Source organism: Caulobacter sp. Root1472 (assembly GCF_001426985.1).
In the GTDB taxonomy this organism is placed as follows: Bacteria; Pseudomonadota; Alphaproteobacteria; order Caulobacterales; family Caulobacteraceae; genus Caulobacter; species Caulobacter rhizosphaerae.
Genome location: NZ_LMFX01000021.1, coordinates 39,217 through 65,944, shown reverse-complemented (window position 1 = coordinate 65,944; position 26,728 = coordinate 39,217). Strand labels below are relative to the sequence as shown.

Sequence of the window (26,728 nt, the reverse complement as noted above, 5' to 3'; positions counted from 1 at the left end):
CCGGACACGCTGGAGTAACCCCCTCCAGCCCAGTCCCGCTCGATCGCCCCCCGCCGCCGCATCGGTCGCTGGCCATGCGCCCTTTCCCTGCGACGAGGTGGGGTCAGGATAAGGGAGGTTTGAAGGGTGAGGACAGATTGGGGTCGAGAAAGTTCAGGGCGTTGGAATCACAAAGCTTTGTTCGCTATCCGCCGAGGATAAACCACCCAAACCCCCGCTCATCCCGGCGAACGCCGGGACCCAGATCCCAAAGCCGGGAGGCTGACGGGATGAGCTCAGCGGTCCTGGCGTCAGCCACACCGCCATTCCATCTGGGTCCCGGCGTTTGCCGGGATGAGCGGATCGAGAGGAGGCGGCCGCTCCAGGAACGTACGCCTGAACCGCAAAACCCCGGACCGCCGCCCTGGAAGGCTCGCGGCGGTCCGGGGCTCCCCCGTGGCCGAAAGGGACATCGCCGACCGAACCGCGGCCGGCGGACGCGTCCCTAGCCTTCGGCCGCGTTGAAGCGGATCGGGATGCGGACGCTGGCGCCGTCGACGGCCTGGCCGTTCTCCATCTGCGGGCTCATCCGGAAGAACCGCGACAGCTTGACCGCGGCCTTGCCGAAGCCCTCCTCGGACGGGGTTTCGTCCAGCACGCTGCAGGCCTGGATCGAACCGTTGGCCGCCACCGTGCAGTTCAGGGTGGCCATGCCGCCCACGCCCCGGCGCATGGCGCTTTCCGGATAGAACCGGCTGAACTCCGAGGCTCCCGGCTTCTTCAGCCAGTTGGGCCTGGTGACCACCTTGGGCTGGAGCGGTTCGACCACGGTCGGCGGTCCAGGCGGCAGGTCGGTCTTCAGGTCTACCGGACCCGGTCCGGGCGGATCGCGCGGGCCTTCGACCGGCTTGACCGGCAGCGGGTCGACCGTCGGGGGCGTGACCAGCGTCGGTTTGTGGATCAGGGGCGGGTTCGACGTCGCCTTGGGCGGGACCGGTTTGTCGGGCTTGGGAGGATCGGGGATCACAGGGTCGAGTCTCAAGCTCGGCGGTTCGCTGCGATCCACGGTGATCGGCGTCACGTACTTCTGATAGGCCAGGTACGCGAACAGCCCGGCATGGGCGGCCGAGACTACGACCAGAGCCGCGACCAGCGCCTTGGACGGCTTGCCGGGCTTGGTGTCCAGGCCGGGAATGTAGGAACCGACCGCGCCTTCGTACGCAACCATGAGAGCCTCCTTCTGCATCGACCGCCTGAAGAAGCCGGGGTCGATGAAGCAAGCCTCTCACGGAGAATTACGTTTGTAAATATTACAAACGTAGAATTTTTACATCTGTAGCTGCGGCGACCCGCCACAGGCAATTTCTGCCGGGTCTCCGGGCAAGGTTAAGGCGCGATTAACCATGCGGGTTCACATCTTCGGGCATGGCGAATGTCACCTCCATCCGCAGCGTCGTCGAGTCGGCGATCCAGCGCGCGTCCAGCGCGACGGGCGTGGACTTCACGTTCCTGATGGGCACGGCCAAGCGCGAGAGCGGCTACAACCCCGCCGCCAAGGCGCGGACCTCGTCCGCCTCCGGCCTGTTCCAGTTCGTCGACCAGACCTGGCTGTCGACCTTGAAGAAGCACGGCGCCAAGTACGGCTACGCCCGCTACGCCGACCTGATCCAGCAGGGTTCGGACGGCAGGTACCGCGTCGCGGGCGACGAGGCGCGCAAGACGGTGCTGGGCCTGAAGCTGGACCCGCACGCCGCCTCGCTGATGGCCGGCGAGCTGGCCAGTGACCACGCCTCCTATCTGCGCGGCCGGGTGGGGCGCTCGCCCACGGCCGGCGAACTCTACGCCGCCCACTTCCTGGGGCCGCAGGGCTCGGCCCGGCTGATCGAGGCGGTAGGCAATTCGCCCGGGGCCAGCGCCGCGGCCCTGTTCCCCGACGCGGCGGCCGCCAACCGCTCGATCTTCTATCGCGAGGGACGGCCGGCCACCGTCAGCGAGGTCTACGCCAACCTGACCCGGACCGCGGGCGGCGGAGCGGTTTCCGACCCCGCGCCAGCGACCCGACCCGACACGTCCGACACCGACCAGGGCTTCGTCCAGTACGCCACCGGTCGCCGGCTGGAGCGCATCCAGCAGCAGCAGGAACTGGTCAGCCTGATCCTGCGCGGCCCGCAGGACGCCGACAGCGGCTTCAGCTTCGCCTCGGGCGGCGGTTCGTCGGCCCAGCGCATGACCAGCTCGATGTTCTCGTCGGAAATGTTGCGGGTGCTGTCGGACGCCAGCGACGGTTCGAGGAGCAAGCGGTAAGGGCTGCGGCCTTTCCTTAATCCGCTCATCCCGGCGAATGCCGGGACCCAGATCCCTTGGCGACGTGATGGGCTGGAGAATCTCTGAGCCGTTGGCGTCAGCCTCAAAGCTATTCCATCTGGGTCCCGGCATTCGCCGGGATGAGCGGAAGGTTTGGGACTAACTGGCCGAAGAGACGTCCGCGATCTGATCCTCCGACCACCCGATCTCCGCCAGCACCGACGCCGTGTGCTCGCCCAGGCCCGGCGCCGGGCCGCGCGGTCCATCCTCCGCCCCCGGGAACCGGGCCGGGCCGGCCGGAGCGGGGAAGGTTCCGCCAAGACCATCGGGCGTCTCCACGAAGCAGCCGGCCGCCGCCGCCTGCGGATCGCCCACCAGGTCGCGCGGCGTCTGCCAGGGCGCCCAGGTGAGGTCGCCGGCGTCGAGGGCCGCGGCGGCCTGGGCGTAGTCCATGGCCCCGAACGCCTCGTCCAGGATGTCGACCAGGGTCCCGCCGTGCTCGCGGCGCAGGCGGGCGCTGGCGAAGCGCGGGTCCTCGATCAGGTCCGGACGGCCGACGGCGGCGGCGATCCGCGCCCAGTCGCTCGAGCCCTGGCGGACCAGCAGGCAGATCCAGCGGCTGTCCCGGGTCTGGAAGAAGTTGGCCAGGGGCTGCACCGCCTCCCGCCGCCCCCGCGTCGAGGCCAGTTTCCCGAACCGCAGCTGGATGGCCATGTCCGAGCCGATCGCATAGACGCCGGTGCGCAGCAGCGAGGTCTCGACCAGCCGGCCCACGCCGGTGCGCTGGCGTTCGTGGATCGCGGCGAGGATCGCCGCCACTGTCGCCAGGGACGTCACGTGGTCGCCCATGCCGGTGCGGATCGGAAAGGGCTCGGCGCCCTTGGGGGCGGTGATCGCGCCCACCCCGGCCCGCGACCAGAAGGCCGCCACGTCCATTCCCGGCCGGTCGGCGTCGGGGCCCTCCAGGCCGTAGCCGGTCAGGCTGCAATAGATCAGGCGCGGATTGACCGCCTTCAGGCTGTCGTAGTCGAGCCCGGCGCGCGCCAGACCGGCGGGGCGGACATTGGTCAGGAAGACGTCGGCGCTCCTGGCCAGGGCCTTGGCGGCGTCGCGGCCGGCGTCGGTGCGGATGTCCAGCACGACGGAGCGCTTGCCGCGGTTGTCGAGCTCGAAGACCGGGTTGGCGGCCTGGTCGGACCCGATGGTGTCGAAGAAGCCGCGCATCGGATCGCCGTCGGGCGACTCGATCTTGATCACGTCGGCGCCCCAGTCGGCCATGATCCCGGCTGCGCCCGGGGCGGCGATGTAGGTGGCCAATTCGATGACCCGCAGATCGCGCAGCATCCCGTCCTCCCGCTTCTTGTCGTTGCGGGGACTGTGGACGATCCAAACGGTTGTTGGGAAGGGTTTTAGGCGACGGCGCTCTGGCCGGCGCCGAGCGTCTTGCGGTCCAGGGCCGCCATGTCGGCCACGGCCCGGGCCACGGCCGCGACGCTGACCGGCTTGCGCAGCACGGTGTCGGCGCCGGCGTCCAGGCACTCGCGGGCCTCGTCGGCGTCGCCGCCGATCACCGCCACGATCGCCACGTCGTGGTTGCCGCCGTCCAGGGCGCGCAGGGCGGCGGCGGTCTGCGGACCGTCCATGATCGGCATCCGGCCGTCCAGCATCACCAGGTCGAAGTCGCAGATCCGGGCCAGGTCCAGGGCGCGGCGGCCGTTCTGGGCATGGACCACCTGGTGGCCCAGCTGTTCGAGGATGGCGCGCAGCATGGCGGCGTTCAGGGCGTCGTCCTCGGCGACCAGGATCCGCAGGTTGCGCGGCGGGGCGCCCGCGGCCTCGACCGGCTGGGGCGTCTCGCCGTCGGCGGGCTCGACGGCGCACGGGGCGTTCTCGTCGAACGGCAGGAGCAGGGTGAAGCAGCTGCCGACCCCGACGGCGCTGGTCGCCTCCAGGGCCCCGCCCATCAGCCGGGCCAGCTGGCGCGACAGCGACAGGCCCAGGCCCGCGCCGTTGACGCCCGCGCCGGTGCGCTCGACCCGCTGGAACGCCTGGAAGGCCTGGTCCATCTCGCCGGGCGACAGGCCAGGGCCTGTGTCGGCCACCGCGATGGCGATCTGGTCGTCGCGCCGTTCGACCCGCACCTCGATCCGGCCGCGCACGGTGTACTTGACGGCGTTGCCGACGATGTTGGCGATGATCTGCCGCGTGCGCAGGGGGTCGCCGATCGTTGCGCCCACCTGGCGTTGCTCCAGGTCGGGCTCGACGTGCACGGCCAGCTCCAGCCCCTTGGCCAAGGCGTGCGGCCGGTCCAGCAGCACCAGGTCGCGGACCAGGCGGACGGGCTCGAAGGCCACGCTGTCGACCGCCAGGCGGCCCGACTCGGCGGTCTCGGAGTCCAGGGTGGCGTTCAGCACGGCGACCAGGTCCTGGGCCGCGTCGAGGGCGGCGTTCAGCTGTTCCCGGGACGGCGCCGCGCGTCCGCCCTTGCCGGCGGCCGCGGCCAGCACGTGGGTCACGCCGGTCAGGCCGTTGCGGATCTCGTGGCTGAGGGTGGCGACGATGTCGGACTTGGAGCGCGCCGCCCGCTCGGCGGCCTCCAGCACGGTCAGCCGTTCCTCCAGCAGGGCCTCATGGGCCAGGGCCAGGGCGTGTTGGCGGCGCAGCATGCGGTTGAGCACCAGCGACAGGGCCATGGCTAGGGCGATCGCCCCGAAGGCCATGACGCCGGCCTGTTCGCTCTGCGGACGCGAGAACAGCAGGTACAGCGGCCCGGCCGCCGCCACCGGCGCCGTCAGCAGCAGGGCCAGCAGGCAGGGGGCGGCGAAGAAGATGCAGGTCACGGCCGCGCCGGCCGACAGCAGCAGCAGGGGCTCGCGCACCCCGCCCGCCCCGTCGGCGAAGGCGGCCATTTGACACACCGCCACGGCCCAGAGCAGGCCCGACGCCAGTTGCACGCGCATCCGGCGGTCAAGGTCCCGAGCCGCGTCGGTGCGCAGCCAGGCGACCACCCCGTAGAAGGCGCCCCAGTTGATCGCGAACACCGCGAAGCTGATCGCCATCCAGCCGGCGTTCTGGGCGAACGAGCCGGCCCAGACATAGACCGGCAGGCCGACGGCGAACACGGCCAGCGCATAGGGCAGCAGGGCGGTCTGGGCGTCGAGCGCCAGGCGGGCGTCGGCGCCGCCGTCCGCGGGGGTGTTTTGTCGGCGCTCGGCGAACAAGGACTGATTCCTCGACTGGTGAGGTCAGACCCTAGGCGGTCACGGTTTGCGCCGCGTTACGGCTTATCGTTAACGACCACGGCTTTGAGGGCAAACAATCGTTAAGCATGACGGGCGATGATCCGACTCCCCGCCGATCCTTGAGGGGGAGACCCATGGCCACCACCCGCGCCGCCCTGACCGAACACGACATCCGCATGCTGGTGAAGGGCGCCACGCCCGACGAGCGCGCCCTGGCCGCCCACAAGCTGTGCCGGAGCATCGACCGGGCCGACCTGGACGACGAGCAGCGCGCCCTGGCCGCTGAAATCCTGCGCGTGATGGCCGCCGACGCCGCCGAGCTGGTCCGTCGCGCCTTGGCCGTGACCCTGCGCAATTCGCCGACTCTGCCGGCCGACGTCGCAAACCGCCTGGCCCGCGACGTCGAGAGCGTGTCGCTGCCCGTGATCAGCGCCTCGCCGGTGTTCAGCGACGCCGACCTAGCCGAGATCGTCCGCCTGGGCGGCCCGGTGCGCCAGCTGGCCGTGGCCAAGCGTCCTCGGCTGTCGGGCAAGGTCGCGGCCTTGCTGGTCGAACAGGGGGGCGAGGAGGTGGTCGCCGCCGTCTGCGCCAACGACAACGCCCGGCTGTCGGAAGCCGCCCTGCAGCGGGCCCTGGAACGGTTCGCCCGCTCCGAGACGGTGCTGTCCGCGGTCGCCTACCGTTCGGCCCTGCCGCTGTCGGTGACCGAGCGCCTGATCGACATGGTCGGCGAACAGCTGCGCGACCATATCCTGGCGACCCACCCGCTGTCGGCTGAACGGACCCTGGAGCTGATCCTCGGCGCCACCGAGCGGGCGACGATCGACCTGGTCGACCAGGCCGGCCGCGCCGTTGACGCCAAGGCCTTCGCCGCCCATCTGGCCAGCGTCGGTCGGCTGACGCCGTCGCTGCTGCTGCGCGCCCTGGCCCATGGTCACATGACCTTCTTCGAGTGGGGCGTGGCCGAGCTGGCCGGCGTGCCGCATCACCGCACCTGGCTGATGATCCATGACGCCGGGACCCTGGGCCTGAAGGCGATCTGCGAGCGGGCCGGGCTGCCGCCCCGCCTGTTCCCGGCCCTGCGCGCTGGGGTCGACGCCTTCCACGCCCTGGAATACGACGGCCGCCCCGGCGACCGCGAACGCTTCCAGGAGCACATGATCCAGCGCTTCCTGACCGCCTCGCCGGCGGTGTCGCGCGAGGACGCCGACTACCTGCTGGACCGGGCCGACCGGCTGCATGAACAGGCGAAGACGGCGGCCGCGGGGTAGGGGCGAACGCCCGTTCGAAAACCCTGGGCGCCGCGCGGCTTCTGCGCCAACCTCGTTCGATGACCGACCCCATCCGCCCCGCCGCCACCATCCTGCTGCTGCGCGACCAGCCCGGTCTCGAGGTGCTGATGGTCGAGCGCCATCACCAGATCGACTTCGCGGCCGGCGCCCTGGTCTTTCCCGGCGGCAAGACCCATGCCGGCGACCACGACCCGGCCTGGGCCGACCACGCCACCGGCTGGGACAGCGTCGGCGAGGACGGCGCGCCGCTGCGCATCGCCGCCATTCGCGAGGCCTATGAGGAGGCCGGCGTGCTGCTGGCCCGCGACGCGGCCGGCCGGATCTACGCCGGCGAGGCGGCGATCGACGTGCGGGCGGCGGTGGCCGACGACCGCCTGCCGTTCCTCGACGTGGTCCGCGACCTGGGCCTGAAGCTGGACCTGGCGGCCCTGACCATCTTCGCCCGCTGGATCACCCCGCCGCTGACGGCCAAGCGCTTCGACACCTGGTTCTACGTCGCCCACGCCCCCCTGGCCCAGCTGGCCGTCTGCGACGGTCGCGAGGCGGTGGACGCCGAATGGATCGCGCCGCGCGAGGCCCTGGACCTGGCCGCCTCGGGTCAGCGCAAGGTGATCTTCCCCACCCGCATGAACCTTCAGCTGTTGGCGGAAAGCGCCGACGCGGCGGCGGCCATCGAGACGGCGCGCGGGCGGCCCCTGGTCACGGTCGAGCCGTGGGTCGACGGCCCGTCGCTGCGGATCCAGCCTGACGCCGGCTATGGCGTCGTGGCCGAGCCGTTGTCGGCGCTGTAAGGCGGGGCGGACCGTTTCGAGGGGGCAGGGGATCAGACTTGGCGCAGGCGTCGAGGAGGCTCCCCGGCGGCTGATCCCGCCCTTCATCAGCTTCACGGGACGACCCAGCATCGCCGGCTTCAGCGCGGCGCGATCGGCGCCGTTGCGTGCGGGCCGGCGCAATAGACCACGAACAGCGTACCGGCCGACCAGCAGCCACTCACGACGGCAGGCGATCGCAGCCATTTTAGCCTCAAAAATGTCTGAGTAATCCTCTCGCACCTGATGGCGATTGGTGGGGAGAGGGCGGATAGATGACCTATTGAAAGGGCAAGGCTCATTCGAGGTCCAGATACGACGCCACTTCACTCAACAATCAGAGCGCCGGGCATGGTACAAATTGTCTGACAAAAATGAGCGCGCGTCTTGTCGAGGTCGCCTTGGTTGCGGTACCAAGGCGTAAACGGGGAAGCATCATGCGGCATGAATCGAAATCGCGCGGAATTGTCATTTCTACGCCTGCTCGGCTCCTGAGCTGGCTTGCCCGCAGCGTCCTGCTGCCGTGCATCGCCCTGCCTGGCGGCTTGCTGGCCGCCGAACCCGCGCCGGGCAGCAACCCGCTGCTGCGCGATGTGTTCACCGCCGACCCCGCGCCGCTGGTGGTGGGCGACACCGCCTATCTCTACGTCGGTCATGACGAGGCGAAGGGCGACGAATTCTTCCGCATGAACGATTGGCGCGTCTATTCCTCGCGCGACCTCAAGCATTGGACGTCGCATGGCGCCATCATGAAGCCGACCGACTTCCGCTGGGCGGTGGGCGAGGCCTGGGCGGCGCAGACGGTGCAGCGCAACGGACGCTTCTACTTCTACGCCACCGTGACCCATGACAACAGCCACCCCGGTCGGGCCATCGGCGTGGCGGTGGCCGACAATCCGTTGGGCCCCTTCAAGGATGCGCGCGGCTCGGCGTTGATCACCGACGCCTCGACGCCCGGCCCCTACGGTTGGGACGACATCGATCCCACCGTCCTGGTCGACGACGACGGCACGGCCTGGCTGGCCTGGGGCAACCCGGTGCTCCACATGGCGCGGCTGAAGCCCAACATGACGGAGCTGGACGGGCCCATCGAGACGATCGCCCTGCCCAACTACACCGAGGGGCCGTGGCTGTCCAAGCGCAAGGGCCTTTACTACCTGACCTATGCGGCGATGGCCCACCAGGGCGAGTGGGAGCACCTGGCCTACGCCACGGCGCCCAACCCGCGCGGGCCATGGACCTATGGCGGCCTCATCACCGGCCCGGCCAAGAACAGCTTCACCATCCATCCCGGCCTGCTCGACTTCAAGGGCCGGTCCTATCTGATCTACCATAATGGCGCGCTGACCCTGCCCGACGGCCAGACCGGCGCCACCCAGCGCCGCAGCGTCACCATCGAGTACCTGCGCTACGGCGCCGACGGCGGCATCCTGCCGATCACACAGACCGAGGCCGGCATCAGCGTGCCGCCCCCGCCCGCCGCGCCCGCGCCGACCATCGATTACGGCCGCTCGGACCCCGCCGTGCGCGTGCGGCAGTTCGCCCAGGGCTATCCGACCGCCTGGCCCGGCGCGCCGGCGCTGGCGTCGGTGGCCGACCCCTTCAACCAGGCGCCGGAGCCCGTGGGCTTCAACCGCGACGGCGGTCTCAATCACATCGCCCAGACCTTCGTGCCGGCCGCCGACATCACCCTTGCGCGTATCAGCCTCTACGCGGGCGACGGCCTCGGCACCGGTGACGGGCGGTCGCTGCGGCTGTCGCTGCGAGACCTGGGCGATGTGGAGGGCGTCGACGGCGGAACTGAACTGCTCGGCGCCCCGGGCGGCCTGGCCGTCGCCTACCAGCCCCAGGGGGCGGGCCTGCTGAGCTTCGAGCTGGCCGCCGCCAAGCCGGTCCTGCTGAAGGCGGGGCGGCGCTATGTGCTGGAGCTGAGCGGCGAGCGCAAGGCGCTCACGATCTACCCGCGCGCCAGTCGCAGCGACGTCTATGCCGCCGGCGCCGCGTTCGGGGACGGCCAGCCGCTCAAGGACAAGTCCGGCGCGTCGATAGACTTCGCCTTCGCCCTCTACGGGCGCTGAGACGGCCACACGCCGTCAGCGCTTGGCGGCCTCGCAAATTCACTTCGGAGGCAAAATATGGGCAAGCATCCTGGAAGCCTGAGTCGCCGGATTTTTTCCATGATGGCGGTCGTCCTGGCCTCGGTCGCGTCTCACGCCGTTGCGGCGGACCCATCGGCAAAGGCAGCTCCCGCCCACAATCCCCTGATCTGGGCCGATGTTCCGGACATCGCGATCATCCGGGTAGGAAAAACCTACTACATGAGCAGCACGACGATGCACATGAGCCCGGGCCTGCCGATCATGAAGTCGACGGACCTGGTCAACTGGCGGATGGCGTCCTACGCCTATGATACCCTGGCCGACAACGACGCCCTCAGCCTCAAGAACGGCAAGAACGCCTACGGTGAAGGCTCCTGGGCCAGCAGCCTGCGATACCACGACGGCCTGTTCCATGCCTCGACCTTCTCGGCCAATACGGGACGTACCCACATCTACACCACGCGTGATCCGGAGCGCGGTCCGTGGAAAGAGACGAGTTTCGAGCCCTCGCTGGGGGACCACAGCCTGTTCTTCGACGACGACGGCCGCGTCTACATGGTTTTCGGAGGCGGGCGCATCACGCTCGTCGAGCTGAAGCCCGATCTCTCCGGAATCAAGCCCGGCGGCGTGAACAAGGTCATCGTCGATAACGTGAACGCCGTCTTCGGCGCCGACCAGGGCGGGCTCAAAGGCGAGGGCTCGCAGCTTTTCAAAGCCAACGGCCGCTACTACCTCGTCAACATCGCCTCGCCGGGGAGCCGCTGGGCGCGCAGTGTCATCATCCACCGCGCCGACGCAATCGACGGTCCCTACGAGGGGCGCCTCGCGCTCGATGATCGCGGTATCGCCCAGGGCGGTCTCATCGATACCCCGGAAGGCAAGTGGTATGCCTATCTTTTCAAGGACAACGGCTCTGTCGGCCGCATCCCATACCTCGTGCCCGTGGCTTGGAAGGACGGCTGGCCCGTGCTCGGCCAGGACGGCAAGGTTCCGATGACGCTCGACATCCCCGCCGGCGGACAGGGCGTCTCCGGCGCCTCCGGCATCGTCGCCTCCGACGAATTCGACCGCCGGCCCGGCGCCCCCAAGCTGCCGCTCGCCTGGCAATGGAATCACAATCCCGAGCCTGACTACTGGTCGCTCACCAAGCGTCCCGGCTATCTGAGCTTCGTCACCAACCGGGTGGTTTCCACGCTGACCGAGGCTCCCAACACCCTCACGCAGCGCACCTTTGGACCTGGCAGTTCCGCCACCACCAGCATCGACGTGAGCGGCATGAAAGACGGCGACTGGGCCGGCCTGGCCGCTTTTCAGAAACGCTATGGTTTTGTTGGCGTCAAGATGAGCGAAGGCGCGAAATCTCTCGTGATGGTGAGCGCCGACTCCGACCATCCCGAGGAGATGGCCTCCATTCCCCTCTCTGGAAAAACCGTCTATCTGAGGGTCGAATGCGAATTCGAACCCGCGCCTGAGGTCGCCCGCTTCTCCTACAGTCTCGACGGCAAATCCTGGACCCCCATTGGTCGTCCCTCGCGCCTGACCTACACCTTCCCGCACTTCATGGGCTATCGCTTCGCCCTCTTCTATTATTCGACCAAGACCGCCGGCGGTCGTGTTGACTTTGACTACTACCGGATCGAGGCAAGCGGCAGCGCCCGTTGACTTCGCCCGCCGACGAGAGGCGCCCCCTAGGCGCGTTTGTCGTCGGGATAGTGGCTTGGCTGGGTCTGCTGAGCTTCGAGCTGGCCACCGCCAGGCCGGTCCTGCTGAAGGCTGGCGGCGCCGCTATGTGCTGGAGCTGAGGGCGAGCGCCAGGCGCTCACGGTCTACCTGCGCGCCAGCCGAGGCGACGTTTATGCCGCCGGCGCCGCGCTCGGGGCCGGCCAGCCGCTCAAGGACAAGTCCGGCGCCGCCATTGACCTCGGCTTCGCCCTCTACGGCAGGCCCTGATTCAACACGGCCTTGAAAGCCGATCCGCCTTAAGACGCCGGCAGCTTCGCGCCCGTCTCGCCGACCCAGTCGACGATCTCCGATAGCGCCTGGCCGACGGCCTGGTCGTAGGCCGGGATGATGGCCGACAGGCGGTTGTCGGCGGCCTTGACCCGGGCGACGAACACCTTGTCGCCCAGCAGGGCGCGGTCGTTGCTGCGGGTGGTGACGGCGCGGATCTCGACCAGCACCTCGGGCGCGGCCTTGGGGCCGTCCACATAGTCGGTCTCGAACGAGCGGACCTCCAGGCGCAAGGCCATGGACGCCTTCAGGGCCTCGCCCCGGGTGACCAGCCGCGCCGGGCTGGCGTCGGATTCGAAGGCCCGGGCCACCGCCTCGTCGAACAGCACGATGGCCGGCGACACCCAGCGGGCGTCGGCGATGTAGGCGGCCTCGCCGTTGGTCACCGACAGCAGGCGGTCGCTCATGGCGGCGCGGGTGAAGACGGTCGGCGTCTTGTAGACCCCGAAGCTCTTGTCGCTTGCCGGCCGCGAGCTTTCGGCCGCGGCGTGGCCGAAGCGGTAGAGGCCGGCGGGCTCGCTCTTCGGGAACAGGCTGATGCAGCCGGTCAGGGCCACGGCGGCGGCGGCCAACGCCAGCGACCGCAGGGGGATGCGCAGGGGGCTGATCATGGCTTGACCTCCAGTTCCTTGGCCGGCGCCTTGCCGACCAGGGCGCGCGGGTTCTGTTCGACTTCGCTGACCAGCCGGTCCAGGGACTCGGCGGCTGACTGCAGGGTGACGACGGCCGACGACAGCTGCGGCAGGCCTGTGGTGGCGAAGTCGCTGGTCGGGCCTTCCAGCTTGCCGACCATGCCGCGCACGTCCTTGGCGGTGGCCTTCAGCTCGTCGGCGGCGTCGCCCAGGTTCTTCAGGGTGCGCTTGGCGTCGCCGTTGGCCAGGCCGTTGACCGAGTCCGACAGCTGGCCGATCTTCGTCGACGTGGCCTCGATGCTCTGCAGGGCGTTCTGGGCGTCGGCGATGATCGCCTTGCGCTCGCGCAGCTCGGCGGTGACCGACCGGACGTCCTTGAGCGAGGCGCTGAAGGTCTTGACGTTGTCGTCCGACAGCACGCGGTTGACGCGGTCCAGGGCCTCGATGGTGCGGGTCAGCACCGTGCCGCCGCCTTCCAGCAGGTCGGACAGGGCGCTGCGCTGGCTGCGGATCACCGGCACCTCGCCGCTCCTGACCGTGCTCTTCAGCAGCGGCTTGGACGGCGCGCCGGCGGTGATCTGCACGTAGTTGACGCCGGTGATGCCCTGGGGCTCCAGGGTGGCGAAGCTGTCGGTCTTGATCGGCACGTCCGAGGTGACGCGCACGCGGGCGATGACGCGGTTGGGGTCGGACTTGTCCAGGGCGATCTTGGTGACCTCGCCGACCTTGATGCCGTTGAAGTGCACCTCGCCGCCGTCCGACAGGCCGCGCACGGGGCCGACGAACAGCACGTCGTACAGGTCGTATTCCTGGTTGAAGCTCAGCTTGGCCAGCCAGACGGCGAAGACCAGCAGACCCATGAACAGGATCAGCGTGGCCGCGCCGACCAGGGCGTAGTTGGCGTTTCTTTCCATCAGCTCGTCCTCGGTGCGGTCTGGGGAGTCGCCTGGCCGGCGGCCGCGCGGCCGCGCGGTCCCATGAAGTAGTCCTGGATCCACGGGTGGTCGTTCTTCTCCAGCTCCTGGACGGAGCCGGTGGCGACCACCTTCTTGTCGGCGATCACCGCGATGCGGTCGGTGATCTCGTAGAGGGTGTCCAGGTCGTGGGTGATCATGAACACCGTCAGGTCCAGGCTGTCGGACAGGTCCTTGATCAGGGTGTCGAAGGCCGCGGCGCTGATCGGGTCCAGGCCCGCGGTGGGTTCGTCCAGGAACAGCAGCTCGGGGTCCATGGCCAGGGCGCGGGCCAGGCCGGCGCGCTTGCGCATGCCGCCCGACAGCTCGGCGGGCTTGAGGTTGCCGGCCCGGGCGGGCAGGCCGACCAGGGCGATCTTCAGGTCGGCCAGGTGCTCGATCTCGCCCTTGGGCAGGCGGGTGTGCTCGTGCAGCGGCGCGGCGACGTTCTCGCGCACGGTCAGGTTCGAGAACAGCGCCCCCTGCTGGAACAGCACGCCCCAGCGGCGCTCGATGACGTTCCAGCGGCGGCGCGAGGCGTCGGCCATGTCCTGGCCGAACAGCTTGACCGAGCCGCCGTCGGGAATCTTCAGGCCGATGATGGTGTTGAGCAGCACCGACTTGCCCGCGCCCGAGCCGCCGACGACGCCCAGCACCTCGCCGCGCTCGGCCGTCAGGTCCAGGCCGTCGTGGATGACGTTGTCGCCGAACCGCGAGACCAGGCCCGTGACCCGGATCGGCGGGGCTTCGGCGGTCGAGGGGGCCTCGTCCCCGACCGGCCGCGGGGGGGCGGTCAGGTCCTTGGACCGGCCCTTCGGCGGCTGGGCCGGGCTCACAGGTTCAGCTCCATGTAGATCAGGGCGAAGACCGCATCGATGGCGATGATCGCGAAGATGGCGTGGACGACGGCGGCGGTGACGCGCCGGCCCAGGGACTCGACGTCGTTGCCGACCTCCATGCCCTGGCGGCAGCCGATGGCGGCGATGACCATGGCCATGACCGGGGCCTTCGACAGGCCGATCCAGAAGTGCTGCACGCCGATCGAGTCCTGCATGCGCTGCAGGAAGAAGGTCGGCGACAGAGCCAGCGCCGCCCAGGTCACCAGCATGCCGCCGGCCAGGCCCGCCAGGGTGGCCACGAAGGTCAGCAGGGGGATGGTGATCAGCAGGGCCGCGAAGCGCGGCAGGACCAGGGCCTCGTAGGGGTCGACCCCCATCACCTGCATGGCGTCGATCTCCTGGTTCATCTTCATCGAGCCGATCTCGGCCGCGAAGCTGGAGGCCGAGCGGCCGGCCAGCAGGATGGCGGTGATCAGGATGTTGAACTCGCGCAGCACCGACACGCCGATCAGCTCGACGGCGAACACCTGGGCCCCGAACTGCGTCAGCAGGTTGGCGCCCAGCAGGGCGACGACCGCGCCGATGAAGAAGGTGGTGACGGCCACGATCGGGATGGCGTCCAGGCCGGCGCGCTCGGCCAGGGACACCACCGGCGCCCAGCGGATCCGGCTGGGCTTGGCGATGCAGCGGCCGATGGCGACCAGCAGGTGTCCGAGGAAGGCCAGGGTGCCGTAGAGGTCGCCGCCCAGGCCGTAGACGCCGCGGCCGATGCGCTCCAGCAGGGCCAGGAAGCCCTTGCGCGGCGGCGCGGCCTCGGGCTCGACCTGGATGGCGTCGTCGACCAGCTGCAGCAGGCGCAAAGTGCGCGGACTGGCCTTGATCCGGCCCGTGTCGAGCCGGCCGTCGGCGGCGCGGAGGATGGCGTAGGCGCCGGCCGTGTCGCAGCGGCTGATGTCGCTGAGGTCCAGGTTGACGGCCTGGGAGCCCTCCATCGCCTGGACCAGGCGCTCGCCGGCGTCGACCATGCCGCGCGCGGTCCAGTCCCCCGAGAGCACGGCGGTCTTGTGACCGGCGGTCTCCTTGAGGGTGAAATCAGCCGGAGCGCCCATGAAGTCCCGTCGGTCCCTGTCATCCGCCGTCGAACTTACCAAGACGCTCGACCAAGCCCAAACGTGCCAAGGCCAGGCTTGTTGCAACGCTTTACTGCACTAGGAATAGGCGGGTGCGCCGCATCGCGCCAGCGGCCTTCTGGACCTATGTTCAGGAATAGGGCGAATGCGCGGAGCTTTGTCGCTAAAGGTGCGTTGTATGGCCTGCAACGGGGGCGTTGCTCTAAAAGGCCTGAATGTTCTCCAGCCCGCTAAACCGCCGCGCCGCGCTCGGCCGGCTTTCGCTGTCCGCCGTCCTGGCCCTGGCGCCGCGCATGGCCGCCGCCCAGACCCCCGCGGTCCAGGGTTCCGCCGCCGTCGATGACGCCGGCCAGCCGTTCTCCGTCGAGGGGCTGCGCGACAAGGCCCGCGCCCTGGCCGCCGCGCCCTACGCCAAGCCGCCGGCGCCGCCGACGATGACGGGCCTGTCCTACGACGACTATTTCCGCATCCGCTTCCGCTCGGAAGCCGACCTGTGGAAGGACGGCCCGACGGCCTTCCGGGCCGAGTTCTTTCCGCCGGCCTGGCTGTATCCGCGCCCGCTGCCGATCTACGAGATCGCCGCCGGCCTGGCGCGGCCGATCGCCTTCGACCCGGCGATGTTCGAGATCCCGGGCGAGCACGCCGACGTCGCCAAGGCCTGGAACGGCTTTTCGGGCTTCCGGCTGCTGTGGCCGCTGAACGAGCCCGGCAAGCTGGACGAGGTGGCCGTGTTCCAGGGCGCCAGCTATTTCCGCAGCCTAGGCCGCGGCCAGCGCTACGGCCTGTCGGCGCGCGGCCTGGCCATCGGGGCCGGCGAGCCGAACGAGGAGTTCCCCGACTTCACCGCCTTCTGGCTGGAGCGCCCGCCCGGCGCCGGTTCGGCGGCCGACAGCGAGACGGTGGTCGTCCACGCCCTGATGGACAGCCCCAGCTGCACCGGCGTCTACAGCTTCACGATCCGCCCGGGCGATGACGTGGTCTTCGACGTCGCCGCCAGCGTTTTTCCCCGCGCCGACATGACCAAGGCCGGCGTGGCGGCGATGAGCAGCATGTTCCTGTTCAATGTCGCCGACCCGTCGCCGGTCCCGGACTATCGCACCGCCGTGCACGACAGCGACGGCCTGGCGATCTGGAACGGGCAGGGCGAGCACATCTGGCGGCCGTTGCAGAACCCCAGGGCCCATCGCATCAGCAGCTTCCTAGACAAAGACCCCAAGGGTTTCGGCCTGGTGCAGCGGGCGCGGGCCCTGGAGGACTTCGGCGACCTGCAGGCCCGCTACGACCTGCGCCCCAGCCTGTGGGTCGAGCCCCTGGACGCCTGGGGCGAGGGCGCGGTGCATCTGGCCGAACTGGCCACCACCAAGGAGACCGACGACAACATCGCCGTCTTCTGGCGGCCCAAGGCGCCCTGGGCGGCAGGGTCGCAGGTCGACCTGCGCTATCGCCTGCACTGGGGCCAGGAGCGCTTCGCCAGCCCAGACGCCCGCGTGTTCCGCACCCGCACGGGGGCCGACGCCCAGGCCGGCCTGCGGCTGTTCACCGTCGACCTGCAGGGCGGGGCCCTGGCCGAGGGTCTGGACGGCGTGACCCTGGATCTTCAGGCCCAGGGCGGCGAGATCGCCTGGCGCGACCTGTCGCCCTATCCGGACGAGGCGGCGGCCCGCGTGGCGTTCGGCGTGCGGCCCAGGGCGGCCGACATCGACCTGTCGCTGCGCCTGACCCGGGGCGACCAGGTGATCTCCGAGACCTGGCGGTACCTCTGGACGGCGTAGGGCGCCGCAAGGCGGGCGCTCTTTAAGCGCGCGTATCGGAATTATTCCCCTATTGCGGGTATTCGGTCTCCGTCTTAACGTGGGCGTGCGTTAGGGCCATGGAGGGCGGAACATGCGGGCGTCGGTCATCGGTAAGGTGGGAGCCGCGGTCGCGCTGCTCGTCGGCCTGGGCGTAGCCTGGGAGGGCGGCGCCTTCACCCAGAGCGTCACGGGCATCTTCCCCATGGGGCACGAGTGGTTGACCCGCATGGCGGCGATCGAGGTGCTCGGCGTTTCGCCGGTCACGCCCCCGGACGTGCCCGACCCCAACGACCCGCGGATCGGCTGGCGCGTGGGGAAGGGCCTGGCCTGGAACACCACCCTGACCACGCCCGGCGCGCAGGACGAGGCGAGGCGCATCAAGGCCCAGCCCTCCGGCGACACCCGTTACGCCCCGCGCTACAAGCCCGTGCTGGACGCCATCATCGGCGAGCGCTGGGTCGACCTGGGCGGCTACAGCGTCGCCCAGTCGAAGAAGTGCTGGGACGCCGTGGCCCAGGAACCGGCCGACATCCAGTACGACCACTTCATGCGCCGCTATGACGACGCCGGCGGCCAGGGCGGGGTGAACGCCGCCAGGCGTTCGCAGGAACGCTTCGTCGCCTATTTCGTCGGGGCCGCCACGGCCCCGAAGACGACGATCTCGGTCTATGACGGCGGGGTCACCGCTTCCGCGGTCTCGGTCGACAAGAACTATTTCCTGTTCGGGCGCGCCGCGCACCTGTTCGAGGACTCGTTCAGCTCCGAGCACACCGTCCGCATCCCCGACGACAACTTCGTCAAGGTCCGGCAGGTCAAGAGCTATCTCTGCGCGCTGGGATCCGAACAGCACAGCCACGCGATCTCGGCGATCCTGGACTATTCCAGCGGCGACGTGATCTGGAAGAGCACGATCGACGGCCGGCTCAATCCCAGCTGGAACGCCTACAAGGCCAGCAACATGAAGCCGGTGGCCCTGGTGGCGGCCGAGGCGACCAAGGACCTTTGGGCCGCCTTCGTCCGCACCATGGGCCTGCCGCCGGGCCAGCGCGAAGCCGCCGCCCGGGCCGAGGCCAACACCCTGGTCGACCATTGGCTGAGCTTCGACGAGAAGGAGATGCTGACCTGGTACGACGACCCGGCCCGCCGCGACGCCACCTATGTCCTGGCCGCGGGGCAGACCGGCAAGGGCAAGACCCAGGCCCAGTGCATGGCCGGCCTGGACGTGGGCACGACCGACCAGCAGACCCGCGTCCGCGAGCTGGAGGCCACCCAGCGCCAGTGCCTCTACAACGCCATTCCGTGGTCAGGCTATTCGAACCAGTTCGATCCGCAGCTGCACATCTGGTATTCCTGGCGCTGGCGCAACGGGCCGTTGGGGGCGATGAGCAATCCCCCGGCCGGCTGGCGGATTCCCACCCAGGCCGCCGACACCGGAACGCGGGTTCGCATCAAGAGCCTGGCCAACCAGAAGTACATGATCGCCCCGGACGGGATCGTCCCGGACTCCCTGATCTACAATCGCGCCGGGACGCCGCTCGACTTCGTGGTGGTCGGACCACAGAACCGGGCGATGTTCCGCTCGACCGTCGACCCGCTCCTGTTCCTCGACTACCGGGCCGCGACTGGCGCGGTGAAGCTGTACGCCCCCGGCGTGAGCGAGCCGGCGAGCTACGACCTCAAGCCCGCTGGCCAGGGGCGATCGATCCGCAGCACCTACTGGAACCAGTATATCTGGCTGTCCGGCGACGAGCCCTATCTGACGCGGTCAGGCAACCCCAAGAACCTGAACGCGCAGTGGAGCATCGAAGGGCTGCCATAGGCGGGCTTCGAGCGCCGGTCGGCGTACCGACTGGAGCTGGCGGGCTTCTACCCGCCGGCTGCGCTCGGGACGCCTCGGCGGCCAAGACCCGCGACAGCCATCGCCCGAGCCCTTAAGGGCCGCGGATTTCAAGCGTCGGTTAACCAAATCCGGTCACCTGTTCGGGCCTTGTGGATTTCGGGACTCGGGGCAGTGGCATGAGCGTCAACCAGCAACTCGACCAGCGCATGGCCTTCATGCGCTTCGACCACCGCTCGCGGGCGGCGCTGAAGGCGGCCAAGCCGATGGTCGACGGCGAGATCCAGGCCGCGCTCGACAGTTTCTACGATCAGGTCCGCGCCTATCCGGAGGTGCGCGAGCTGTTCGCCAGCCGGGCGCAGATGGACGCCGCCCAGGCCCGCCAGGGCGACCACTGGCGCAAGCTGGCCAGCGCCGAGTTCGGCCCCGACTACGCCGCGGGCGTGCAACGCGTCGGCCAGGCCCATGTCCGCGCCGGGCTGGAGCCGCGCTGGTACATCGGCGGCTACGCCCTGGTCGCCGAGCACCTGATCCGCGCTGTGCTGGCCAAGCGCACCAAGGGCGGCCTGTTCGGCGGCAAGGGCGAGGGCGAGATCGCCGACCAGGTCGTCGCCTTGCTCAAGGCCACCTTCCTGGACATGGACCTGGCGATCTCCAGCTATCTCGACATCCTGCAGGAAGAGCGCGAGCGGATGGCCGCCGAGCGCCAGGCCGCCGAGCAGCGCCAGGCCGCCGCCGTGGCCGCCGTGGGCCAGGCCCTGTCGCGGCTGGCGGCCGGCGACCTGTCGGCCCGGGTGGACGGCGCGCTGTCGCCCGAGTTCCTGAGCCTGAAGGCCGACTTCGACCACGCCGCCGCCGCCCTGGCCGACACCGTCAAGGCCGTCGAGCGCGCCACGTCCGGCATCCGTTCGGGCGTCGACGGCATCGCCCACGCCGCCGACGACCTGGCCCAGCGTACCGAGCACCAGGCCGCGACCCTGGAAGAGACCGCCGCCGCCGTCGAGCAGCTGACCGCGACGGTCGAGCGCACGGCCAAGAGCGCCAAGGCCGTCTCGGCCCAGGTCAGCGAGGCCGCCGCCGACGCCCAGCGCTCGGGGGCGATCGTCACCCGCGCCGCCGAGGCCATGACCCAGATCGAGACCTCCTCGGCCAAGGTCTCGCAGATCCTGGGCGTGATCGACGAGATCGCCTTCCAGACCAACCTGCTGGCGTTGAACGCCGGGGTCGAGGCCGCCCGCGCGGGCGATGCGGGCCGCGGCTTCGCGGTCGTCGCCCAGGAGGTGCGGGCCCTGGCCCAGCGCTCGGCGGACGCCGCCAAGGAGATCAAGACCCTGATCGCCGACTCCAGCCGGCAGGTGGGCGAGGGCGTCGACCTGGTCGGCCAGACCAACCAGGCCCTGCGCGGCATCGTCCAGAAGGTGGGCGTGATCGACGCCCTGGTCGACGAGATCGCCGCCTCGGCCAACGAGCAGGCCTCGGCGCTGGGCCAGGTCAATGTGGCGGTCAACCAGCTGGATCAGGTGACCCAGCGCAACACGGCCATGGTCCAGCAGTCGACCGAGGCCACCCGCGCTCTGCGCGTGGAGGCCGCGGACCTGGCCAGCCATGTGAGCGGCTTCCGCACGGGCCCGGCGTCCGGCGACAACGCGGTGCATCAGGCCCGCGAACGCGTGGCGACCTTCGCCCGGTCCGGACGGTAATCGCCGAGCACGGTCGGGGACAGGCACATGCGCCTGTCCCCGTCGGCTGGAGGGCGCTATCAAGGCGGCATGGAGCGTAGACGCAGAATCCTGATCGTCGGCGGCGGTGCGGCCGGGTGGCTGACGGCCGCGTACCTGGCCAAGTCGCTGCGGGTCGCCGAACAGGCGCATCTGGAGATCACCCTGCTGGAATCGCCCGAGGTGGGCATCATCGGGGTCGGCGAGGCCACGTTCCCGACCATCCGCACGACCCTGCAGTTCCTGGGCGTCGACGAGGCCCGGTTCATCCGCGAGACCTCGGCCACCTTCAAGCAGGGCATCCGCTTCAACGACTGGGCCTGGGCGCCGCGGCAAGACGGCGAGCGCCACCAGTATTTCCATCCGTTCGAGGCCCCGTTCTCGACCGACGGCGCGAGTCTCGCGCCCTACTGGCTGCTGCAGAACGAGGCCACCCGCGCACCGTTCGCCGAGGCCATGACCATCCAGGCGCGGGTCGCCGACGCCCAGCGCGCCCCCAAGCGCCCGCACGAGGGCAATTTCTCGGGCCCACTGAACTACGCCTACCATTTCGACGCGGCCAAGCTGGCCCAGGTTCTGGCCGAGCGGGCCCGCGAGCTGGGCGTGCGGCACCTGCAGGGGCGGCTGACGGAGGTCGAGCTGGACGCGACCGGGGCCATCGACCACGTCGTCTGCGCCGAGCACGGCCGGCTGGAGGCCGAGCTCTATATCGACTGCACGGGCTTCCACGCCGAGCTGATCGGCAAGGCGCTGAAGGCGCCGTTCAAGTCGGCGCGGCCGATCCTGTTCGCCGACCGCGCCCTGGCCTGCAAGGCGCCCTACGACCGTCCCGACGCCCCGATCCAGAGCTTCACGATCGCCACCGCCCACGAGGCCGGCTGGATCTGGGACATCGGGCTGAAGGACGCGCGCGGCGTCGGCTGCGTCTATTCCAGCGACCATATGGACGACGACCGGGCCGAGGCGATCCTGCGCGGCTATGTCGGCCAGGACGTCGAGATCGCGCCGCGCGCCCTGGCGTTCGAGGCCGGCTACCGCACCAAGCAGTGGGTCAAGAACTGCGTGGCCGTGGGCCTGTCGGCGGGCTTCCTGGAACCGCTGGAATCGACCGGGGTGGTGCTGATCGAGGCCGCGGTGGCGATCATCGCCGAGCTGTTCCCGCACAACGGCCCGATCAGCGCCCCGGCCCTGCGCTTCAACGAGCTGATGACCGCCCGTTTCGACAACATCATCACCTTCCTGAAGCTGCACTACTGCCTGAGCCGGCGAACCGAGCCGTTCTGGCGCCAGAACGCCGACCCGGCCTCAATGCCCGAGCGGCTGGTCGATCTGCTGGAGCAGTGGCGCTGGCGCCCGCCCACCCGCTACGACTTCATCCTGGATTTGGAGACCTTCGCCTTCTTCAACTATCAGTACATCCTGTACGGCATGGGCTTCAAAACCGACCTGTCGCCGGGGCGCAGCGAGTTTCCGGACGTGGCGGGGGCCGAGAAGCTGTTTGCCAAGATCCGCAACTTCGGCGAACGGGCCACCCACGACCTGCCCAGCCACCGCGACCTGATCGCCCAGATCAACCGCTTCGGCTTCGACCGGTCGCTCGAGCCGGCCTGAGTGAACCGGAACGGGCGACACTAGGGTATTCCCCAGCTGTTTCTTCCCGGCGCGAGGGCGCAGGCTCTCGCCCTTCCGTGGAAGGAGCCCATCCATGTTGAGCGCGGACGGCGGCGGCTCGGTTACCGCCACATCCCATACCAACCAGGTCGACCACGGCCTCTCGGCCCAGATCGCCAGCCAGGTCGCGACCCAGGTCACGCCGCAGAGCGAGGCCCAGCGGGTCACCAGCCAGACCGACGACCGAGCCAAGGCCCAGGCCTTCGCCACGGCCTACAACGCCGCCCCCGCCGACCAGCGCGAGGCCCTGGTGCGGGAGGTGTTCGCCAAGGACCCCGAGGCGCTGAACGGCTGGCTCAATCCCGAAAGCGTCAACACGCTGGTGAAGGACGGCTGGCTGACCGACAACGAGCGATCGGGCCTGGCCGAGGCGGTCGCCCTGGGGTTCAACAAGGGCGCCATTCCCGTCGAACCGGGCCAGGCGGCCTATTCGATCACCACCAGCCTGGCCTTCGACCAGATCCCGGTCCAGAACGCCGGCCTGGCCCCTCACCAGGAGGTCGACGGCCTGCCCGCGGCCTACCAGTACGCCGACAACATCAACCAGTTCCTGGAGTTCTTCGGGTCCTCGCCCAGTCCCGAGGTCGCGCAGTTCCGGCAGAACTACGCCAACCACCTGATCGACACCTATGTCGAGAACCCCAAGCAGCAGAACTACGACGTCCGCGACGCCGCCGCCCATTTCGCGACTCAGATCCTGGCGGACCGCGCCGCGCCGCGCGAGCTGGCCTCGCAGGTCCTGTTCGACCGTTATGGCGCCAATCCCGACGGCTTCCGCGCCTTCGCCCAGTACGCCGCCCAGGGCGGCCTCTACACGTCCGAGGCCTACCTGCAGCATATCACCGACATGTGGGGCGGCGACGAGCAGGCCAGCCGCTACGCCATCGACGATCCGGTGATCGCCCTGGCCCAGGCGGCCGACGGCTATCGCGGCAACGTGCCGACCCACCTGGTTCCACCCTTGGCCACCGAGGCCTCGGACTGGCTGGCCACGGAGCTGACCGGCCTGGTCGCCAACCCGCCCGAGCTGTCCAACACCCACGAGAGCCTGGCCACCACCGAACGCACTCAGGCGATCACCAGCGCGTTCATCACCCATTCCGACGCGGTGCTCGATCGCTTCACCAACCCCGACGTGGAGTCCGAGCACTACCGCGACACCGACATGAACCAGTGGCAGTACAATCTCGACACCTTCTCCGGCTTCCTGCAGAGGACGATGTTCGCGTCCGACGTGATCGGCGGGGCCGCGGTGCGCGACAAGGTGCTGGACTATATCGGCGACCAGCGCGCGATCGTCGAAAGCGGCGCCAACCCGGGCAACCTGTCCGAACAACGCATCGCCCTGCTCAGCGCCACCACGGTTGAAGCGGTGCGCAATATCCAGATCGACATCGCCGCCGAGAAGGCCGAGCGCGAAGAGTTGATCGGCTTCACGGTCGACCTGGCCCTGACCGCCCTGCCTCTGCCCAGCAAGGCCAATGACGCGGTGACCGGCGCGTTGGGCCAGCTGTTCGGCGCGGGCCCGATCGGCACGGCGGTGAAGGACTTTTCGGGCCAGCTGGTGGACGCCGGCACGGGCCGTCTGACCGACGAGGCCAAGGCCTGGCTCACCGAGCACGCCACGCCGTCCGAGGCCCAGCTGCTGGACGCCTATACGGCGCAGGACGGCCTGACCGCGGCCACGGTGACCCTGTACGAGCAGCAGAGCCGCAATCCGGCGATCGGCCCCGAACTGGCCGACGACTACCAGGACATCGTCTCGGCCTACAACATCTACAACAACTGGGCCGACACCCGCTGAGCGACGCTGGGGACCGCGCAAAAAGGAGCCCTCGCTCCGGCGAGGGAGCGAGGGCAGGGAAGCGACCTTTGAAGCCGGATCAGGCGGCTTTGGCGATGGTTCCGTCGATGGCGTCCAGTTCGCCCGTTTCCCGGGCCTTCCGGCCGTAGACGACCTCGAACAGCGGGCTGGCCATCACGGTGGTGACGATCGCCATCAACACCAGCATCGAGAACAGCGTCGGGCCGATGATGCCCTTCTGCAGGCCGATGTTGATGATGATCAGCTCCATCAGGCCGCGGGAGTTCATCAGGGCGCCGATGCCCATGGCGGTGTGGTGGTTTTCGCCGGAGAAGCGCGCGGCCACGTAGCAGGCGCCCCACTTGGCCAGGACCGAGGCGGCCAGGACGCCCAGGGCGATCAGCAGCAACTCGGGTGAGTTGACCATGTCCATCCGGGTGTTCAGGCCCGAATAGGTGAAGAACATCGGCAGCAGCAGCACGACGGCGATCGGCTCGACCTTCTTCTTCAGCTCCTGAACCAGCAGGCCGCGCGGCATGACCACGCCCAGGATGAATCCACCGAAGATGGCGTGGATGCCGACGGCGTCCATCAGGAAGGCCGAGACGCAGAAGGCCAGGATGATCATGGCCAGGACCGAGGTGCTCATCTGACCCTCGCGCTCGACCATGCGGCCCAGCGGCGCCAGGATCTTCGGGCCCAGGATCGTCACGAAGGCGACCCAGGCCAGGCCGCCGCCGATCGCCAGCACCGCCACGCCGGGGCCGCCGCCGAAGGTGGCCAGCACCACGGCCAGCACGCACCACGACACCGCGTCGTCGAAGGCGCCCGCCGTCAGCGACAGCGTGCCCAGCGAAGTCTTGGCCAGGCCGCGCTCATTGATGATCCGCGCCAGCATCGGGAACGCGGTCAGGGCGATGCAGGCGCCCATGAACAGGGTGGCGGCGCCCTGGCTGATCGTCGGGGCGAACAGGCCGGGGACCTTCAGCAGGAACGGCGTGATGATCGCAGCGATCAGGAACGGCGCGGCGATGCCGGCGAACGACACGCTCATGGCGCTCTTGGCCTTGGCCTTGAAGTGGTCGGCCTGGAAGCTGGTGCCGACCATGAACATGTAGAGCCCGACGCCCAGCTGGGCGCCGACATACAGCACGTTCTTGGTTTCCTTGGGGAACAACATGCCCTGGAAGTGCGGGAACAGCAGGCCCAGCAGGGACGGGCCCAGGATCACGCCGGCGACCATCTCGCCCACCACCTGGGGCTGGCCGACCTTCTGGCCCAGCCAGCCGACGACGCGGCAGGCCAGCACGATCGCCGCCAGCTGCAGGAAGAAGTGAACGCTGAAATCGGCGGGCGCGTAGCTGTGCGCGGCGGCCGCGGTGGCCGGACCGTGCGGGCCCAATATGCCGGCCACGGTGCTGATCAGGCTGGATATGACGTCGGACAAAGCGCCCCCCTTGGTGAATCCTTCTCGGCGTTTGCCCGCCGTTGAGGCTAAGCCGCGCAGACTTGGCTTTTGGCCGCAAGTCGAAACCGCGCTTTTGATGCCCCTGTGCAGAAGATTGTTTTTGCTGGGGAATTACCTGTTGCTGGAACGTCACAATGTAGTAACCTACCTACAAGACAGCCTTGTCAATGTAGGTACGTAGGCACATGAAAGTCATCTCCAGCCGTGACTTCAACCAGGATGTCAGCCAGGCCAAGCGCGCCGCGCGGATCGAGCCGGTGTTTGTCACCGACCGGGGCCGGACCACCCACGTGCTGATGAGCATCGAGGCCTATCGCAAGCTGTCGGGTCAGAGCGAGACCATCGTCGACCTCCTGGCCATGGCCGCGCCGGTCGCGCTGGACGTGGCCGAGACGCGGTCGGACGAGGCGTGGGACAATCCCGTGAACAGGCGCGGCTGATGTACCTGTTGGACACCGACATCGTCTTCGAACTGCGCAACGCCAAGGCCGGCACGACCGATCCGGGCCTGGTCAACTGGGCGGCCGGCCAGGCCCGGTCCAGCCTGTTCATCTCGGCCATCACCCTGCTGGAACTGGAGACCGGCGCGGCGCGGGTCGAGCGCAAGGACAAGGCGGCGGGCCTGGCTCTGCGCGCCTGGCTGACCGAGCAGGTCGCCGTCGCCTTCGAGGGACGCATCCTGCCCGTCGACGCCGCCGTGGTCCGGGGGCGAGGCCGCTTGCCGCTGACCGACGCCCGCGACGCCCTGCTGGCGGCCACCGCCTTGGAGCATGGCCTGACCCTGGTCACCCGCGATATCGCGGCCTTCAAGGTCAACCGCCTGAAGCTGTTCAATCCGTGGGGCTACAAGCCCGAGGCGTCGGACGACAACGAAGACTGGGGTCAGGCCGCCAAGGCCGGGTCGCAATGGCTGCGGAACATCTTCGTGCGGGGGTGAGGCCGTTCCGCGGTCAGGGCCGCGCGACGCCCGCTTCGCCCCGCGCGGCGGCCGACGAAAACTTGCCAAGCCCTTCTAGGACTGAGAAGTTATCGATAACGAACGAGAGGCGCCGGAATCGTTCGGCGGCCTGGCGCGGCTCACCGCTCGCCCTTGGCGGGGCGTGGATCACGGCCGCGAACCTTTCGTCCAGAACGCTCAAGGAGCCCGC

The 26,728-nt window shown here is 69.4% G+C and carries 20 protein-coding genes and 2 pseudogenes; 13 read left to right on the top strand and 9 right to left on the bottom strand.

Going from position 1 to position 26,728, the window contains the following annotated elements; translation table 11 throughout:
• A pseudogene (locus ASD47_RS28245) lies at window positions 1–123 on the top strand (hypothetical protein); the annotation flags it as partial.
• A gap of 361 nt (window positions 124–484) precedes the next feature.
• Here ASD47_RS28245 and ASD47_RS14670 read toward each other — a convergent pair.
• Window positions 485–1,207, bottom strand: a complete 723-nt coding sequence (locus ASD47_RS14670) for an energy transducer TonB (protein WP_056757908.1) — start codon at window positions 1,205–1,207, stop codon at window positions 485–487.
• A 197-nt stretch (window positions 1,208–1,404) separates the two neighbouring features.
• On the opposite strand from ASD47_RS14670, the gene ASD47_RS14665 reads away from it, so the two are divergent.
• Window positions 1,405–2,283 carry a transglycosylase SLT domain-containing protein gene (locus tag ASD47_RS14665; RefSeq protein WP_056757906.1) on the top strand — a complete coding sequence of 293 codons (879 nt, stop codon included), beginning with the start codon at window positions 1,405–1,407 and terminating at the stop codon, window positions 2,281–2,283.
• 159 nt (window positions 2,284–2,442) lie between these two features.
• On the opposite strand, the gene ASD47_RS14660 is transcribed toward ASD47_RS14665, so the two are convergent.
• Together ASD47_RS14660 and ASD47_RS14655 are read right to left on the bottom strand one after the other, a co-directional pair.
• On the bottom strand, window positions 2,443–3,627 hold the full coding sequence (locus ASD47_RS14660) for a CaiB/BaiF CoA-transferase family protein (protein WP_056757902.1): 1,185 nt from the start codon (window positions 3,625–3,627) through the stop codon (window positions 2,443–2,445).
• A gap of 65 nt (window positions 3,628–3,692) precedes the next feature.
• Window positions 3,693–5,504 (bottom strand): ATP-binding protein, encoded by a 1,812-nt coding sequence (locus ASD47_RS14655; RefSeq protein ID WP_056757899.1) that lies wholly within the window; start codon window positions 5,502–5,504, stop codon window positions 3,693–3,695.
• 155 nt (window positions 5,505–5,659) lie between these two features.
• On the opposite strand from ASD47_RS14655, the gene spbR reads away from it, so the two are divergent.
• Window positions 5,660–6,796 (top strand): pole-localized protein SpbR, encoded by a 1,137-nt coding sequence (spbR, locus tag ASD47_RS14650; RefSeq protein WP_056757896.1) that lies wholly within the window; start codon window positions 5,660–5,662, stop codon window positions 6,794–6,796.
• A 59-nt stretch (window positions 6,797–6,855) separates the two neighbouring features.
• Complete coding sequence (locus ASD47_RS14645) at window positions 6,856–7,608, top strand: NUDIX hydrolase (protein ID WP_056757893.1); 753 nt, start codon at window positions 6,856–6,858, stop codon at window positions 7,606–7,608.
• A 69-nt stretch (window positions 7,609–7,677) separates the two neighbouring features.
• Here ASD47_RS14645 and ASD47_RS27275 read toward each other — a convergent pair.
• Window positions 7,678–7,799 (bottom strand): annotated as a pseudogene (locus ASD47_RS27275) (rhodanese-like domain-containing protein); the annotation flags it as partial.
• Between the two features lie 264 nt (window positions 7,800–8,063).
• Between ASD47_RS27275 and ASD47_RS26160 the strand changes: the two are divergent.
• Together ASD47_RS26160 and ASD47_RS14635 are read left to right on the top strand one after the other, a co-directional pair.
• On the top strand, window positions 8,064–9,704 hold the full coding sequence (locus tag ASD47_RS26160; RefSeq protein ID WP_082564627.1) for a glycoside hydrolase family 43 protein: 1,641 nt from the start codon (window positions 8,064–8,066) through the stop codon (window positions 9,702–9,704).
• A gap of 57 nt (window positions 9,705–9,761) precedes the next feature.
• On the top strand, window positions 9,762–11,387 hold the full coding sequence (locus tag ASD47_RS14635; RefSeq protein ID WP_056757890.1) for a glycoside hydrolase 43 family protein: 1,626 nt from the start codon (window positions 9,762–9,764) through the stop codon (window positions 11,385–11,387).
• Between the two features lie 317 nt (window positions 11,388–11,704).
• Here the strand turns inward: ASD47_RS14635 and ASD47_RS14630 are convergent, their stop codons facing one another.
• The 4 genes from ASD47_RS14630 to ASD47_RS14615 are packed head-to-tail and all read right to left on the bottom strand — an operon-like array spanning window position 11,705 to window position 15,268.
• Complete coding sequence (locus tag ASD47_RS14630) at window positions 11,705–12,346, bottom strand: ABC-type transport auxiliary lipoprotein family protein (RefSeq protein WP_056757888.1); 642 nt, start codon at window positions 12,344–12,346, stop codon at window positions 11,705–11,707.
• Window positions 12,343–13,281: an MlaD family protein gene (locus ASD47_RS14625; RefSeq protein ID WP_056757885.1), complete on the bottom strand. Its 939-nt coding sequence runs from the start codon at window positions 13,279–13,281 to the stop codon at window positions 12,343–12,345. Before ASD47_RS14625 ends, ASD47_RS14630 begins: the two co-directional genes overlap by 4 nt.
• A complete protein-coding gene (locus ASD47_RS14620) occupies window positions 13,281–14,117 on the bottom strand; it encodes an ABC transporter ATP-binding protein (RefSeq protein ID WP_056757933.1) in 837 nt (278 codons plus the stop codon). Before ASD47_RS14620 ends, ASD47_RS14625 begins: the two co-directional genes overlap by 1 nt.
• Window positions 14,118–14,152: 35 nt before the next feature.
• Window positions 14,153–15,268, bottom strand: a complete 1,116-nt coding sequence (locus tag ASD47_RS14615) for an MlaE family lipid ABC transporter permease subunit (RefSeq protein WP_056757883.1) — start codon at window positions 15,266–15,268, stop codon at window positions 14,153–14,155.
• 236 nt (window positions 15,269–15,504) lie between these two features.
• Between ASD47_RS14615 and ASD47_RS14610 the strand changes: the two genes are divergently transcribed.
• From ASD47_RS14610 to ASD47_RS14590, 5 genes are all read left to right on the top strand, one after another.
• The gene (locus ASD47_RS14610; RefSeq protein WP_056757881.1) at window positions 15,505–17,061 is read left to right on the top strand and encodes a glucan biosynthesis protein G; all 1,557 of its coding nucleotides are present in this window, start codon (window positions 15,505–15,507) and stop codon (window positions 17,059–17,061) included.
• Window positions 17,062–17,173: 112 nt separating this feature from the next.
• Window positions 17,174–18,901, top strand: coding sequence for a hypothetical protein (locus tag ASD47_RS14605; RefSeq protein ID WP_082564625.1), 1,728 nt, complete (start codon window positions 17,174–17,176; stop codon window positions 18,899–18,901).
• Window positions 18,902–19,098: 197 nt separating this feature from the next.
• A complete protein-coding gene (locus tag ASD47_RS14600; RefSeq protein ID WP_056757878.1) occupies window positions 19,099–20,619 on the top strand; it encodes a globin-coupled sensor protein in 1,521 nt (506 codons plus the stop codon).
• Between the two features lie 69 nt (window positions 20,620–20,688).
• A complete protein-coding gene (locus ASD47_RS14595) occupies window positions 20,689–22,248 on the top strand; it encodes a tryptophan halogenase family protein (protein WP_056757876.1) in 1,560 nt (519 codons plus the stop codon).
• Window positions 22,249–22,342: 94 nt separating this feature from the next.
• Window positions 22,343–24,112, top strand: a complete 1,770-nt coding sequence (locus ASD47_RS14590) for a hypothetical protein (RefSeq protein WP_056757872.1) — start codon at window positions 22,343–22,345, stop codon at window positions 24,110–24,112.
• 79 nt (window positions 24,113–24,191) lie between these two features.
• On the opposite strand, the gene ASD47_RS14585 is transcribed toward ASD47_RS14590, so the two are convergent.
• The gene (locus ASD47_RS14585; RefSeq protein WP_156402255.1) at window positions 24,192–25,559 is read right to left on the bottom strand and encodes a cation:proton antiporter; all 1,368 of its coding nucleotides are present in this window, start codon (window positions 25,557–25,559) and stop codon (window positions 24,192–24,194) included.
• A gap of 206 nt (window positions 25,560–25,765) precedes the next feature.
• Between ASD47_RS14585 and ASD47_RS14580 the strand changes: the two genes are divergently transcribed.
• Together ASD47_RS14580 and ASD47_RS14575 are read left to right on the top strand one after the other, a co-directional pair.
• Window positions 25,766–26,020 carry a type II toxin-antitoxin system Phd/YefM family antitoxin gene (locus ASD47_RS14580; RefSeq protein WP_056757867.1) on the top strand — a complete coding sequence of 85 codons (255 nt, stop codon included), beginning with the start codon at window positions 25,766–25,768 and terminating at the stop codon, window positions 26,018–26,020.
• A complete protein-coding gene (locus ASD47_RS14575; protein WP_056757863.1) occupies window positions 26,020–26,517 on the top strand; it encodes a type II toxin-antitoxin system VapC family toxin in 498 nt (165 codons plus the stop codon). Before ASD47_RS14580 ends, ASD47_RS14575 begins: the two co-directional genes overlap by 1 nt.
• Window positions 26,518–26,728 lie beyond the last annotated feature (211 nt).

Bases quoted from the DNA above. Each gene is read 5' to 3' on its own strand.
- ASD47_RS14670 (WP_056757908.1), bottom strand. From the start codon at position 1,207: ATGGTTGCGTACGAAGGCGCGGTCGGTTCCTACATTCCCGGCCTGGAC.
- ASD47_RS14665 (WP_056757906.1), top strand. From the start codon at position 1,405: ATGGCGAATGTCACCTCCATCCGCAGCGTCGTCGAGTCGGCGATCCAG.
- ASD47_RS14660 (WP_056757902.1), bottom strand. From the start codon at position 3,627: ATGCTGCGCGATCTGCGGGTCATCGAATTGGCCACCTACATCGCCGCC.
- spbR (WP_056757896.1), top strand. From the start codon at position 5,660: ATGGCCACCACCCGCGCCGCCCTGACCGAACACGACATCCGCATGCTG.
- ASD47_RS14645 (WP_056757893.1), top strand. From the start codon at position 6,856: ATGACCGACCCCATCCGCCCCGCCGCCACCATCCTGCTGCTGCGCGAC.
- ASD47_RS26160 (WP_082564627.1), top strand. From the start codon at position 8,064: ATGCGGCATGAATCGAAATCGCGCGGAATTGTCATTTCTACGCCTGCT.
- ASD47_RS14635 (WP_056757890.1), top strand. From the start codon at position 9,762: ATGGGCAAGCATCCTGGAAGCCTGAGTCGCCGGATTTTTTCCATGATG.
- ASD47_RS14630 (WP_056757888.1), bottom strand. From the start codon at position 12,346: ATGATCAGCCCCCTGCGCATCCCCCTGCGGTCGCTGGCGTTGGCCGCC.
- ASD47_RS14625 (WP_056757885.1), bottom strand. From the start codon at position 13,281: ATGGAAAGAAACGCCAACTACGCCCTGGTCGGCGCGGCCACGCTGATC.
- ASD47_RS14615 (WP_056757883.1), bottom strand. From the start codon at position 15,268: ATGGGCGCTCCGGCTGATTTCACCCTCAAGGAGACCGCCGGTCACAAG.
- ASD47_RS14610 (WP_056757881.1), top strand. From the start codon at position 15,505: ATGTTCTCCAGCCCGCTAAACCGCCGCGCCGCGCTCGGCCGGCTTTCG.
- ASD47_RS14605 (WP_082564625.1), top strand. From the start codon at position 17,174: ATGCGGGCGTCGGTCATCGGTAAGGTGGGAGCCGCGGTCGCGCTGCTC.
- ASD47_RS14600 (WP_056757878.1), top strand. From the start codon at position 19,099: ATGAGCGTCAACCAGCAACTCGACCAGCGCATGGCCTTCATGCGCTTC.
- ASD47_RS14595 (WP_056757876.1), top strand. From the start codon at position 20,689: ATGGAGCGTAGACGCAGAATCCTGATCGTCGGCGGCGGTGCGGCCGGG.
- ASD47_RS14590 (WP_056757872.1), top strand. From the start codon at position 22,343: ATGTTGAGCGCGGACGGCGGCGGCTCGGTTACCGCCACATCCCATACC.
- ASD47_RS14580 (WP_056757867.1), top strand. From the start codon at position 25,766: ATGAAAGTCATCTCCAGCCGTGACTTCAACCAGGATGTCAGCCAGGCC.
- ASD47_RS14575 (WP_056757863.1), top strand. From the start codon at position 26,020: ATGTACCTGTTGGACACCGACATCGTCTTCGAACTGCGCAACGCCAAG.